Origin of the sequence: Parabacteroides sp. Marseille-P3160, from assembly GCF_900162725.1 — a bacterium.
Taxonomy (GTDB): domain Bacteria; phylum Bacteroidota; class Bacteroidia; order Bacteroidales; family Tannerellaceae; genus Marseille-P3160.
The window spans coordinates 2,397,434-2,411,377 of record NZ_LT799418.1 but is presented as its reverse complement, the minus strand read 5'-3'; the positions used below and the strand labels follow the sequence as shown (position 1 = coordinate 2,411,377).

8 protein-coding genes are annotated in these 13,944 nt (G+C 49.9%); 4 read left to right on the top strand and 4 right to left on the bottom strand.

What is annotated here, in order from left to right; all coding sequences use genetic code 11:
- Positions 1 to 332 precede the first annotated feature (332 nt).
- Complete coding sequence (locus BQ8014_RS09630; RefSeq protein ID WP_080905909.1) at positions 333 to 1,688, top strand: sigma-54-dependent transcriptional regulator; 1,356 nt, start codon at positions 333 to 335, stop codon at positions 1,686 to 1,688.
- Positions 1,685 to 2,977, top strand: a complete 1,293-nt coding sequence (locus tag BQ8014_RS09625; RefSeq protein WP_080904149.1) for a sensor histidine kinase — start codon at positions 1,685 to 1,687, stop codon at positions 2,975 to 2,977. Before BQ8014_RS09630 ends, BQ8014_RS09625 begins: the two co-directional genes overlap by 4 nt.
- A gap of 25 nt (positions 2,978 to 3,002) precedes the next feature.
- Here the strand turns inward: BQ8014_RS09625 and BQ8014_RS09620 are convergent, their stop codons facing one another.
- The 4 genes from BQ8014_RS09620 to BQ8014_RS09605 form a co-directional block, all read right to left on the bottom strand.
- Positions 3,003 to 3,866 carry an N-acetylmuramoyl-L-alanine amidase-like domain-containing protein gene (locus BQ8014_RS09620; RefSeq protein ID WP_369808790.1) on the bottom strand — a complete coding sequence of 288 codons (864 nt, stop codon included), beginning with the start codon at positions 3,864 to 3,866 and terminating at the stop codon, positions 3,003 to 3,005.
- A gap of 8 nt (positions 3,867 to 3,874) precedes the next feature.
- Entirely contained in the window at positions 3,875 to 5,893 is a 2,019-nt protein-coding gene (gene uvrB, locus BQ8014_RS09615) for an excinuclease ABC subunit UvrB (RefSeq protein WP_080904147.1), read from the bottom strand.
- On the bottom strand, positions 5,890 to 6,093 hold the full coding sequence (locus tag BQ8014_RS09610; protein ID WP_080905908.1) for a PspC domain-containing protein: 204 nt from the start codon (positions 6,091 to 6,093) through the stop codon (positions 5,890 to 5,892). Before BQ8014_RS09610 ends, uvrB begins: the two co-directional genes overlap by 4 nt.
- Before the next feature lie 160 nt (positions 6,094 to 6,253).
- Entirely contained in the window at positions 6,254 to 8,452 is a 2,199-nt protein-coding gene (locus tag BQ8014_RS09605) for an alpha-galactosidase (RefSeq protein ID WP_080904146.1), read from the bottom strand.
- A gap of 127 nt (positions 8,453 to 8,579) precedes the next feature.
- Here BQ8014_RS09605 and mfd point away from each other — a divergent pair, with 127 nt between their 5' ends.
- Together mfd and BQ8014_RS09595 are read left to right on the top strand one after the other, a co-directional pair.
- The gene (gene mfd / locus BQ8014_RS09600; protein ID WP_080904145.1) at positions 8,580 to 11,969 is read left to right on the top strand and encodes a transcription-repair coupling factor; all 3,390 of its coding nucleotides are present in this window, start codon (positions 8,580 to 8,582) and stop codon (positions 11,967 to 11,969) included.
- Positions 11,970 to 11,980: 11 nt separating this feature from the next.
- Positions 11,981 to 13,944: glycoside hydrolase family 2 protein (locus BQ8014_RS09595; protein WP_080904144.1), on the top strand; the 1,964-nt coding region annotated here is incomplete at its 3' end.

Here is a 13,944-nt window from a genome sequence, read left to right as displayed (position 1 = left end):
GTTTTTAAGGCTATCGATTTCATTGTTATAGTATACTGATTTTAAATACAATTCACTGGCAAGTCAATTTTCACCCACCGTAAGAAGATCTTTTCCTGGCTGGGAAAAGATCTTCTACTGACCGGGAAAAGATCATCTTACGGCCAGAGAAAATTAGTTTCCTTATGCACAAAGTAAGCATCCGGTGTACTGGATTCTTGAAAAGGATTAACTCCGTCGGCATATGCTGCAGTCTGATCTGCGGCAAGGGAATCAGACCTAAGGAACTTATGGAAATTCGAGTTTGGAAATTATTCCGTACCTTAGCCGCATTGGAAAAATCAGGAAAAGAAATGGAAAAATCAGGGAAATTATTGGTCGTGGATGACAATGAGGATGTTCTTTTTGCCTTGCATGCCTTGCTTTCGTCGTATTTGGAAAAGGTGAAGGTAACGACCGATCCTGAACAGATTCCCCGCTTCATAAACGATTTCCAACCGGATGTCATCTTACTGGACATGAACTTCCAAAAAGAGGTGGCCAGCGGAAAGGAAGGCTTTTACTGGCTGGACACCATCCTGCAGATCGATCGCCAGATGGCGGTGCTCCTGATGACGGCTTATGCCGATACCGACAAGGCCGTGCAAGCCATCAAGTCCGGCGCTATCGATTTTATCCCGAAACCTTGGGAGAAAGACAAACTACTGGCAACCATCCATTCGGCGCTGAAACTGCGAAAATCGCAGAAAGAGGTGGCGCTCCTCCGGCAGCAGGTGCAGACTATCAATAACGGCAATTCCCGGGAGATCATCGGCGAGTCGGAAGAAATGCGGAAAATTTATGGAATAATCGGGAAACTGGCGGATACGGATGCCAACATCCTGCTAATGGGTGAAAACGGAACCGGCAAAGACCTGATCGCCCGGACGATCCACAACCATTCACGCCGCGCCGGAGAGGCCTTCGTCACCATCGACTTGGGCAGCATTGCCGAAAGCCTCTTTGAGAGTGAACTCTTCGGATACGAAAAAGGCGCCTTCACCGACGCCCGGAAAGAGAAGCAGGGACGGATCGAGATTGCTTCGGGAGGGACGCTCTTCCTGGACGAAATAGCCAACCTCTCCGCTCCCATGCAGGCCAAGCTACTGACAACGATAGAGAAACGGTACATCAGCCGGCTCGGATCCGTCAAAAACATTCCGATCGACGTGCGTTTCATCGCGGCGACCAATGCCGACCTCTACCAGTCGGTGGAGGACGGGACTTTCCGCCGTGATTTACTCTACCGGATGAATACGATTGAGATCCAGCTGCCTCCCCTGCGGGAGCGCGAAGGGGATATCAGCCTGCTGGCGGACCATTTCCTGAAAAGATATGCTGCCAAATATAAGAAAGAGATCCGCGGCCTATCGCCGGACGCAAGGAAAAAGCTGGAGGATTATCCCTGGCCGGGCAATGTGCGCGAATTGCAGAATGTGATCGAACGGGCGGTGGTGCTCTCATCTTCGAAAACGTTGACGGGAGACGATCTGATGCTGACCGTCAAAGAAAGCCGGAAAGCGAAAGATTCCGAAAACCTGAACCTCGAACGGGTCGAACAGGAGACCATCGAAAAAGCTTTGCAACGAAGCAAGGGAAACATGAACAGGGCTGCGGAGTTACTGGGCATCAGCCGGTTCGCCTTATACCGAAAAATAAACAGGAAATGAAGACCTATTGCAAGGGATTGGCCGTTCGCATCGCAGGGTTACTGCTGCTTTCCCTGTCGACCGGTTTTGCCGTGGCATATCAGAAATACTTCCTGGGAGGATTCCTGCTGCTTTTTCTTGCCGGGATCACGTACGATCTGGTGCGTTTCCACCGGAAGACGCTTTATTCAGTCAGGCGTTTCATCGACGCCGTCCGGTTTTCCGAATTTAATGTTTCATTTCACCCGAATGGAGAAAAGGGACTGTCGGAAGACTTGAACCGGGAGATGGAAGCAGCAATCGCCGTCTTCAACGAACGGATGCAAAGCCGGGAGGCCGAAGCCGGCTTTTATGACCTGCTGCTCAACCGGATCGACTTTGCCATCCTGGTGGTCGATCCTTCCGGCCGTATCGTATGGATAAACAAAAAAGCGGCGGATCTGGTGGGCAAGCCGCAACCCCGTCGGCTTTCCGATCCGGCGCCGGACTCGGAAGAACTATTCGCCATCCTTCGGGAAATGGCGCCCAAAGAGGTAAAAATCCTCAAACGGCAGTCCGATGGGCAGGAATACAACCTGGCAATCACCTTGGTGCCGGCCACTATCCGGGGAAAGGCCGCCCGCATCTTCAGCCTGAAAGACATCCAGGAAGTTGTCGACAAAACGGAGAGCGATGCCTGGAAAAGGATGATCCGTATCCTCACGCATGAGATGATGAATTCCATCACTCCGATCATTTCCCTGGCCGAAACCTTCTCTGAGGTCGGCCGTCCCGACGATCCGGAACTGATGTACAAGGCGATGCAAACGATCCATCGCCGGAGCCAGGGATTGATCCGCTTTATTACAAATTATCAGCAGCTTACCCGCCTCCCTCCTCCCAAGATAGAAACAGTGGCGCTGAAGGAGATGATCGACGATATCAGCCGCCTTTTGAAGGCGCAAGGCATCCTCTTTTCCTGTAAACAGGAGGCGGAGCTTATCCTCCGCATAGACCGGGAACAAATCGAGCAGGTACTGATCAATCTCCTGCGGAATGCTTGGGAAGCTTGCGCCGGACAGGCGGATCCGCAAGTCGTATTGACAGTCTCGTCTGACGAATACCAGCGCCCGCTCCTCTCCGTCACGGACAACGGCGGCGGCATTTCGCCCGACATCCTCGACAAGATCTTTATTCCGTTTTTCACCACCAAGCCTAAAGGTTCCGGCATCGGCCTCAGTCTTTGCCGCCAGATCGTAACGGCCCACGGAGGTACCCTCAGCGTAGCCTCCCGTCCCGGAGAAGGCGCCTGCTTCAGCATAAGATTGTGATAATGAATGATGAGGATTTTTATAATTATTTTACGGGGCGGACCAGGATTATGCCTTTGTAGCGTTTGACGCTGCGGACGTAGGAAGGAAGGGCGCCTTCCTGGACAATGACTTTCTTCGCGGCGGAAGAAGCATGGATAAAGGTGGCCGTTACGCCTTGCCGATAGACAAATCCAACGTGGGAAACATCCAGGCCCGGAATCGTGGTGACAAAGCAGACAATATCACCGGACTGCATTTCCGGTAAATGGGACTGAATCTCTCCGGCGGGCAGGTAATAATGAGGACGCCCATTTATTTCCTTTTCTTTTTCCGCTATTTTCCGAAGGAAAGCGGGATTGTCTTTCAATTGTCTGTAACTTCCGGGATGCGTGGACATGAAAGAAAGGGAGAGCGCCAAAGGCTTCCCTCCGGCTGCTTGGGTAATCTCTTTCACCCATCCTTTCCGTTCGTTTTCATACGCCCAATCGCTGAAATAATGCAGGCGATCGGTATAATCGCGGATAACTCCGCCGCGGTAGCGGATAGACTGTAACTGATGGCAAAAGTTTTCGAACGTAGGTTCCGGTTCTCTTAACGTGCGGGACAGGGCGAGAACGGTTTCGACGAAGGTCGTGCAGTCGAACTCCCGTAGGTTTACGGTCAGCTGTTCCGGTTCCCGCTCCAAAGTAGAGGCTACATAAGGTGCGCCAAGAAAAAAGAGTGCGGTTTCCGAAACAAGTTCCCCGACAGGTAATTCCTTCTTCGCCTGAAAAGAGCTGATATAGCGTTCGAATATACGCCTGTCTTCGTCCGCAGGATTGCTTCCTCCGGGAGAAGCGGCAGGCTGTCCCTGCATCCGGAAAGCCATGCAGAAGAACAGAAGAAGGGAAAAGAGACGGATTCTCATTGCGCCGGTCATTTTTTGATAGCCAGTAACTCCTGCAGTTTATGCATCTCATCCCGGTATTGGGCCGCTTCCATGAAATCCAACTTCTTGGAGGCTTCCTGCATCTGTTTCTTCGTCCGCTCGATCGCCTTTTCCAGTTGGGACTTATTCATATATTGGACAACCGGATCGGCAACCAGGTTGGGTTCCGGTTCCACATAGGCATAGGCTCCCGCTTCTTTCTGCTTCTCCCCGACCAGAGAAACGGTATTCTTTACGATTTGGGTCGGGGTAATGCCGTATTTCTCATTATAAGCCAGTTGCTTTTCCCGGCGGCGATTCGTTTCTTCCATCGTGATACGCATACTCTCCGTAATCTTATCGGCATAAAAAATCACTTTCCCATGTACATTACGGGCGGCACGCCCGGCCGTCTGCGTCAGCGAACGGTGCGAACGAAGGAAACCCTCCTTATCGGCATCGAGGATCGCCACGAGGGAAACTTCGGGAAGATCCAGCCCTTCACGCAGGAGATTCACCCCGACCAGCACGTCGAACAAGCCCTTCCGTAAATCGTCCATGATCTGAATCCGGTCCAGCGTCTCCACATCACTATGTATATAGTTACACCGGATTCCCATACGGAGCAAATAAGTCGTCAGTTCTTCCGCCATCCGTTTGGTCAAGGTTGTCACAAGGACACGTTCGTTGGCTGCCGTCCGTTGCGTAATTTCCTCCATCAGGTCGTCGATCTGGTTGAGCGTCGGCCGTACTTCGATTACCGGATCCAGCAGGCCCGTCGGGCGGATGACCTGGTCGACCACCACGCCTTCGCTTTTTTCCAATTCATAGTCGGCCGGAGTAGCGCTGACATAAATGGCCAGAGGAGTCATGGATTCGAACTCTTCGAAGGTCAACGGCCGGTTATCCGTCGCCGCCGGAAGGCGGAACCCGTATTCCACCAGATTCAGCTTGCGGGAACGGTCTCCGCCGTACATCGCACGGATCTGCGGAATAGTTACATGGCTCTCATCCACCACCAGAAGGAAATCCTTGGGAAAATAATCCAAAAGGCAGTAGGGCCGTTCGCCGGCCTGGCGTCCGTCGAAATAACGGGAATAATTTTCAATGCCGGAGCAATACCCCAATTCGCGAATCATCTCCAGATCGAACGTCACCCGTTCATACAAACGTTTCGCCTCGTAGGGTTTTCCTATTTCTTTCAGATAATTTACTTGCGTACCCAGATCGACATCGATCTGCCCGATTGCGGCGTTAATCCGCTCCTGTGTTGTCACAAAAAGGTTGGTCGGATAAATATTCAATTCGTCCTGTTCGTCGATTTCCACTCCGGTCAACGGATGGAAAGAAGAAATACGATCGATCTCATCGCCCCAGAATTCGATCCGGTAAGCGACTCCGTCGAAAGACTCGATCGCCGGAAAGATATCCACCGTATCCCCGTTCACACGGAAACATCCGCTGGTAAATTCCACCTTATTGTTCACATAGAGGGCGTCTACGAAACGGCGCAGCATCCGGTCGCGCTCCATCCGCATGCCCTTTTCCAAATGGATCACCTTCTCGGCAAAAGCCGTAGGATCGGCCATGCCATAGAGGCAAGAGACGGAAGAGACGACGATCACATCCCGGCGGCCCGACAATAGGGAAGCGGTCGCGCGTAAACGCAGCTTGTCGATTTCCTCATTGATGGCCAAGTCTTTTTCTATATAGGTATCGGTCGACGGCAGGTAAGCCTCCGGCTGGTAATAATCATAATAAGAAACGAAATACTCTACGGCGTTATTCGGGAAAAAGTTCTTGAATTCGCTGTATAACTGTGCAGCCAACGTCTTGTTATGGCTCAATACCAACGTCGGACGCTGTACCTTATCGATTACATTCGCAATCGTGAAAGTCTTTCCCGAGCCGGTAACGCCCAACAAGGTCTGAAAGGGTACGCCGTCTTCAATTCCACGGGAGAGCGCCTCGATGGCCTCCGGTTGGTCTCCCGTCGGTTTATACGGGGAGGATAGAGTAAAATTCATGCTTTATCGGAACCTTCCTTCGGCATAACCAGCCATAAAACCAAATAAGCCAGAACTCCGGCAAACACCGTAAAAATACTCAATAAGACGTAGCCTACGCGAACCAATGTCGGATCCCATCCGAAATAATCGGCGATGCCTGCACAGACACCTGCTATCATTTTATCATTCGAACGAGTCAATCTCTTTTGCTTTTCCATATTCATCCAATTAGTATGGGAACAAAGCTACTGAAATTCCCTAATATATACCAAATGATGAACTATAAACTACGAACGACGAACCAAAATTTCGAACATATGGCCGTACAGGGCAAACTCTTAGATTTGCCCTGTATGGCCACAAGCGATAGGGATAAAATCAATGGCTCATTTCCGTTAGTTCTATGATCCGGCTATGGGTTTTTCCCGTGGTAAAAACATCCAGTCCGACTTTCATCAAATAATCACCTGAATAAGTCTGCTGGTTGGCCGGGAGATTCGACTTCTGTCCGGGCATCAGGTTGATTTCCTCTATACGGTACTGTGCTTCGGGCGATAATCCTTGTAATCTGACCGGAAAGAGTTTCTCGCCGAAACGGGGATGAATGTCATAGGCATACAGGACAGCTTTGTCCTTTGCCGGAGCCACCTGCATGACGGAGGTATGATTCGTTTCGTATGGAGAGACCAGACGGTATAAATCACCGTCCAAAATAACAGGTTTGAGCCGTTTATAGTTGGTTACCGCTTGTTGACAGAAGGTCTGTTCTTCCGTTGATAATTCTTTCAGGCTGATATCAAAACCGAGCTTGCACATCATTGCCACATCAGTACGGAATTTAATGCTTGTATTCTTGTTCCAACTGGTCACATGAGCGTCCATAGCCTTGGAAGGGAAAATCTGGGAGAATCCCCACTGAATATATAGCCGCTCTACCGGATCGGTATTATCGCTGCACCAGAATTCGGTAAAATATTTCAAAGCCTCGTAATCACACCGGGCTCCGCCTCCGGAGCATAACATCATCGGCACTTCAGGATATTTTTCTTTTACCCGTTGAAATACTTTATAGATTCCACGCACATGGTCGATATACAATTGCTCCTGTCTTTCCTTCAGGTAAGGAGAATAGATATTGGTAATCGGGCTGTTGCAATCCCATTTGAAGAAGGCGAGTTCCGGATTTTCAGTCATCAGGCGGTCGACGATCCCAAAGACATAATCCTGCACTTTAGGATTGCTCATATCCAGCACTAACTGGTTTCGATAATAATAGGTATCCCGGTTTGGCAAACGGATCGCCCAGTCGGGATGCTTTTCCATGAGTTCGCTTTGGGGATTCACCATCTCCGGCTCAATCCAGATACCAAATTTCACACCGGCTTTTTGGGCCGATTGAATCAGGTGGGGCACTCCGTTCGGAAGTTTGCTTTTCATCACTTCCCAATCACCCAATCCGGCGCGATCGTTTACACGCGGATATTTATTGCCGAACCAACCGTCATCCAATAAGAAGAGATCGACTCCCAAATCTTTCGCCTCTTTCATCAATTCTTCCAACTTCGCCTCATTGAAATCAAAATAAGTCGTTTCCCAATTGTTGAGCAGCGTCAGGCGGTCGCCTTTTCCGTCCTTTAATTGATAGTTTCGCGCCCATTGATGAAAATTCCGGCTAGCTTTCCCAGCTCCTTCCGTACTAAGGGCAAAGATGAATTCGGGCGTTACGAAGGGTTCTCCGGGCTGTATTTCATAATTGGAAGCGTAAGGATTGATGCCAGACAGAATCCGCAGGTTGCTGACATTATCCACTTCGAAGGTAAAACGGAAATTACCCGTCCATCCAATCGTACCAACCAGCACATCCCCTTTGTTCTCTTCTACCGGTTGTCCCAATCCAATTTGGAAAAAAGGATGTGCATGCATGGCCGCCCGGGAACCGAGTTTGGTATCAATGACTTTTTTCCCAAAGAAGAGAGGCTGGGTACTCATCTGTGCTTCCTTTGCCCAATCGCTGCTGAATTCGGTCAGATAGTAAGTCGGCGCCTGAAAATAAAGCATGGATGAATAGTAACTGCTCATCGTAACAGGTTTTTTCTCTTTATGCAGAATTTCACTCCAGGTTTTAATCACATTTTCATTGGCATAGGAGATATAATGAAGGGTTACCTCCACCGGATAAACTTTGTCTTTCAGTAAAACGGTTGTTTCCGTCACATTGGCATCCAATGGCCGGGTTTGGTGAGATACATAGTTGAGGACGGTGGTAAGGTTGCCGTCGTTATGTTGGATGGAGAAGGCCGGTTCAAAATAATCTTCCGCACCGGAACCGGGATAAACTTCCCATCCGCGGGTGGAAACGCTGCCGTCTGTTCCGCCGCGTACATAGACCGGTAATTTAGCAATATCGCTTTCCTGAAGTAGCTTGGCACCTAAATAAGATTGGTATAGCCGGCCGTTCTGCGCTACTTTTAAGATCAGATCCGTCTCATGGGTAGAAATCCGAATGGTTTGCCCGTTTGCTTGATATATTCCTCCGGTTAAGCAAAAGAAGAAAAACAGAGATAGAAATTTTCTCATGATAGATTTTATTGTTTATTTTAATGTTAAAACAAATGTAATAGTTAAAATAAAGGATTCAATTCGGATGTAAAGATATGAAATTCATTCCGTATCTTTGTGCTGTTTTTGCCAAACAAAAGACATTTTGGATATACAGGATTTAGTAAAAGTCTATGCCGCTCATCCGCAAGTGGGGGCATTAAGCGCTGTGTTGGCGGACGGGACGTCCCGCAACATATTCCTCAAAGGGCTGAACGGCTCGGGGGCTGGCATCACCATTACATCTCTTTTTTTGAAAAGAGGGGGATGCTTTGTGTGTGTGTTAAACGATTTGGAAGAAGCCGGATACTTCTATCACGACCTGATGCAGCTTACGGGCGGTCATTCCATCTTCTTTTTTCCTTCCGCCTATCACCGGCATATCAAATACGGGCATACGGATGCCGCCAATGAAATCTTACGGACGGAAACGCTCAATTTCCTGCAAGAGCCGGAGCCTTCTTATCTGATCGTTACCTATCCGGACGCTTTGGCTGAACGGGTGATTACGCGGGAAGCGCTAAAGGAAAACACTTTGCAGCTTCGTGTCGGCGAAAAAATCGATAACATGTTCGTTTCGGATATGCTGGACACTTACGGATTCGAACAAGTGGACTATGTCTATGAACCGGGACAGTATGCCATGCGCGGAAGTATTCTCGACATATTCTCTTTCTCCTATGAGTTTCCCTACCGCATCGACTTCTTCGGGGATGAGGTGGAGACCATCCGCTCGTTCGATGTCGAGACACAGCTTTCGAAGGAAAAGTTGGAGCGCATCTATATCGTTCCCCGCATGGACAAAAGTAGTCTTCCGGGTGGTTCCCTTTTGGAATCTGTAGGCGGAAAGACGATACTGGCCTGCCAGGATCTGGAATGGTGCAAGGAACGGATCGCAAGCATTTGGGACGAACAACCGGTCGTCGCCGACGAAGAGTCGTTCGCTGACCAGGAGCAGATGCGGAAGAAACTGATCCGGGCGGAAGATTTTCTGCGCTCGACGCTCGACCACACCCGCATCCATTTCGGAGCAAAGCCGTTGGGCGTAGCGGATGCAACGTTGGAATTCGCCATGCATCCACAACCCCTGTTCCATAAAAACTTCGATCTGGTCAGTGATAGCTTCCGTTCCTACCTGGAGTCGAACTTCACGATTTATCTGTTGAGCGACAGCGAAAAACAGGCGGCCAGGATCACCGCCATCTTCCAGGAGCGCGGAGACGAAGGCATTACCTTCACGCCGGTCAACAAAACCATTCATTCCGGTTTTATCGACGACACACTGCGCATCTGCCTTTTTACCGACCACCAGATCTTCGGGCGGTTCCATAAATACAACCTGAAAAGCGACCGGGCGCGCAGCGGTAAAATATCACTGAGCCTTAAGGAATTGAACCAATTCGTTCCCGGCGATTACATCGTACATATCGACCATGGCGTAGGACAGTTCGGCGGCCTGGTACGCACCGAAGTCAACGGAAAAGTCCAGGAAGCGATCAAGCTGATCTACCAGAATAACGACATCATCTTCGTAAGCATCCATTCTCTTCATAAACTTGCCAAATACAAGGGAAAGGAAGGGGAACCTCCGCGGTTGAACAAACTCGGCTCCGGCGCTTGGGAAAAGATGAAAGAGCGGACGAAGAAGAAAGTCAAAGACATTGCCCGCGATCTGATCCGGCTTTATTCCCAGCGGAAAGAAGAACAAGGCTACTCCTTCAGTCCCGACAGTTTCATGCAGCACGAACTGGAAGCCAGCTTTATCTATGAAGATACGCCGGACCAGGAGAAAGCGACGGCGGAAGTCAAGGCGGATATGGAAAACGCCCGTCCGATGGATCGCCTGATCTGCGGCGATGTAGGATTCGGAAAAACGGAGGTAGCCGTTCGCGCCGCTTTCAAGGCGGTAAGCGACAACAAACAAGTGGCGGTTCTGGTACCGACGACCGTACTGGCCTTCCAGCATTACCAGACCTTCAGCGAGCGGCTGAAAGACTTTCCCTGCACGATCGATTATATCAGCCGGGCGCGCACGCCGGGAGAGATCAAGAATACGCTGGCGGCACTCGAAGAGGGCAAGGTCGATATACTGGTCGGTACCCACCGGTTAGTCAGCAAAGATGTGAAATTTAAGGACCTGGGACTGTTGATTGTCGACGAAGAACAGAAATTCGGCGTTTCCGTCAAGGAAAAACTACGCCAGATGAAAGTCAATGTCGATACTTTGACGATGACGGCCACACCGATTCCACGGACGCTCCAGTTTTCCCTGATGGGGGCACGCGACCTGAGCAGCATCACGACGCCGCCGCCCAACCGCTACCCGGTACAGACGGAAGTGGAACGCTTCAACCCGGACATTATCCGCGAAGCGATCAACTTCGAAATGAGCCGGAACGGGCAGGTCTTTTTCCTGAACAACCGCATCCAGAACATCTACGAGATCGAAGAACTGATCCATCGGGAAGTACCGGATGCCCGCATCTGCATGGGGCACGGACAAATGGATCCGGACAAACTGGAAAAGACGATCCTCGATTTCGTAAACTACGAATATGACGTCCTGATTGCCACGAGCATCATCGAAAACGGACTGGATGTCTCCAATGCCAATACCATCATTATCAACAACGCCCACCAGTTCGGGCTTTCCGAGCTCCACCAATTGCGCGGACGGGTCGGAAGAAGCAACCGAAAGGCCTTTTGCTACCTGCTCTCCCCTCCGCTCTCATCGCTGACCCCGGAAGCAAGGAGACGTCTGCAGGCAATCGAAAACTTCTCCGAACTGGGCAGCGGCATCCATATTGCCATGCAAGACCTGGACATCCGGGGAGCCGGTAACCTGCTGGGGGCCGAACAGAGCGGATTCATTGCCGACCTGGGGTATGAGACGTACCAGAAGATATTGGAAGAAGCGGTAGGCGAATTGAAAACCGAAGAATTTGCCGATCTCTACGCCGGCACGCCCGAAGAGGCAAAAGGCAGAGACGGCAGCGCCTATGTGCAGGAAACCTTTATCGAAAGTGATCTGGAATTAATGTTTCCTCCCTCCTACATCCCGAACGATTCGGAACGTGTTTCAATTTATAGAGAACTGGATTCCATTGAAAATGAACAAAAATTGAGTAGCTTTACGGCACATCTGATCGACCGTTTCGGAAAGATCCCGAAAGAAGGAATGGAATTGATCCGCGTGGTTCGCTTGCGGCGACTGGGCAAACAATTGGGTATTGAGAAGATCGTATTGAAGCAAGGAAAGATGAACCTCGTGCTCGTCTCCAATCCCGACAGCCCCTATTACCAAAGCGAAGTCTTCGGCAAACTGCTGGCCTATCTCCAGAAATATCCCCGGGTATGCAGCCTCCGGGAACAGGGGAAAAGGCGCAGCATCGTCATCAAAAACGTGCCGACGATCGAAGCCGCTTGTTTCTATTTACAGGAAATCGAAGAAACAAAAGATCCGACCCAAAAAGAATTAGAAAAAACAGAACATTAAATTAAACCCGTATGAAACTGAAAAACACGCTTCTCTTGTTTGCGTATCTATGCGCAATAGCGGCTATCGCCTTGCCGGCCGGTGCACAAAATGTAGTGCAGCAGGAAATAAAGGAAAACTGGACCTTCAAGCAGGTTCGCGGCAATAACTGGTATCCGGCAACCGTCCCGAGCGTCGTTCATACCGACCTGATTGCCAATAAAATAATAGAAGACCCGTTCTTCCGCCTGAATGAACGGGGAGTGCAATGGGTGGACAAAGAGGACTGGGACTATAAGACGACGCTGGACGTAGCGCCGGAAGTCTTCAACAAAGAGAATATCGAACTTTATTTCAAAGGACTCGATACCTATGCTGACGTCTATCTAAACGATAGTTTGCTTCTCCGGGCTGACAACATGTTTCGTGAATGGCGAATCAATGTTAAAAAACTGCTAAAGAAAGAAGGGAACGAACTTCGTATCCGCTTTCTTTCCCCGTTTCCTATCGACATACCAAAATTTGATGCATTGCCCTATGCACATGAAGCCGGCAACGACCAGTCCGAAAATGGCGGCGTATTCAACAAGAAAGTGAGTGTCTTTGCCCGCAAGGCAGGTTATCATTACGGTTGGGACTGGGGGCCGCGTCTTGTTACCGCCGGAATCTGGAGGCCGGCCTATCTGGTGGGATGGAATAACGCCCGCATCGAAAGCGTCCAATACATCCAGGAGAGCGTGACTGCCCAACGGGCACAGGTCAAGGTGATTGCCGAAGTTTTAGCCGACAAGGCCGGTGAAGCAACCTTGGATTTGAAAGCAGACGGCGTAAAAGAAACGTGGAAGCAAACCGTACCGGTGAAAAAAGGAACCAATTTTATTGAAACGAATCTGACAATCAGGAACCCGCGGCTTTGGTGGAGCAACGGTTTGGGCGAAGCCCACCTATACCCATTTACGGCAACCGTCACCATGAACGGACAGAGCGACAGCCGCATGGAACGTATCGGCTTGCGTGACCTGAAAGTAATCCGCGAAAAGGATGCCGCAGGCACCTCTTTCTATTTTCGCCTGAACGGCGTGAATGTATTCGCCAAAGGAGCCAATTATATTCCGCAGGATAATTTTATTCCGCGTGTCACCCCTGAAAAATATGAGAAAACCATTTTCGATGCCGTTAATGCAAATATGAATATGCTTCGCGTATGGGGCGGCGGATTCTATGAAAACGACCTATTCTATGATCTTTGCGATCAATACGGCATCTTGGTATGGCAAGACTTCATGTTCGGATGCAGCCTCTATCCGGCGGAAGGCGCCTTGCTGGAAAATATTCGTCAGGAAGCGATTGAAAACGTGAAACGATTGCGAAATCACCCGAGCATCGCCCTCTGGTGCGGAAATAATGAAAACCAAGCCGCTTGGTTCGGCTGGGGATGGAAAGGAAAATATGAAGCAATGGGTCAAGGGATTGCCGATAAACTTTGGAAACAATTCTCCGACCAATATTTTGTAGTCTTGCCCGAGGTGGTTAAAACCTATGACCCGACCCGCTTTTACTGGCCTTCCTCTCCTTTCAATGGAAATCAGAACGAGAAGCCGGAGACCGGAACACCCAATTGGAATCCGAACGGAGACGCCCATTATTGGGGAGTATGGCACGGCAAAGACTCTATTGCAAACTATAACGTGGTTCGCTCCCGTTTCTTCTCCGAATATGGCTTCCAGTCTTTTCCCGAATACCAATCCATACTTAAATATGCACCCGAAGAACGGGATCATAACATCTTTTCCGAAGTCATGATGGCGCACCAACGCGGAGGAAGTCATGCCAACGGATTGATCGAGTGGTACTTGCTCAACGAGTATCGCAAGCCGAAAGATTTTCAAAATTTCCTCTATATGGGACAGCTTTTACAGGGAGACGCCATTAAAACGGCCATGGAAGCGCATCGCCGGGATATGCCCTACTGCATGGGCTCACTCTTCTGGCAGCA

Excerpts from the sequence above, each read along its gene's own strand:
- BQ8014_RS09630 (WP_080905909.1), top strand. The coding sequence starts at position 333 with ATGGAAAAATCAGGGAAATTATTGGTCGTGGATGACAATGAGGATGTT.
- BQ8014_RS09625 (WP_080904149.1), top strand. The coding sequence starts at position 1,685 with ATGAAGACCTATTGCAAGGGATTGGCCGTTCGCATCGCAGGGTTACTG.
- BQ8014_RS09620 (WP_369808790.1), bottom strand. The coding sequence starts at position 3,866 with ATGAGAATCCGTCTCTTTTCCCTTCTTCTGTTCTTCTGCATGGCTTTC.
- uvrB (WP_080904147.1), bottom strand. The coding sequence starts at position 5,893 with ATGAATTTTACTCTATCCTCCCCGTATAAACCGACGGGAGACCAACCG.
- BQ8014_RS09610 (WP_080905908.1), bottom strand. The coding sequence starts at position 6,093 with ATGGAAAAGCAAAAGAGATTGACTCGTTCGAATGATAAAATGATAGCA.
- BQ8014_RS09605 (WP_080904146.1), bottom strand. The coding sequence starts at position 8,452 with ATGAGAAAATTTCTATCTCTGTTTTTCTTCTTTTGCTTAACCGGAGGA.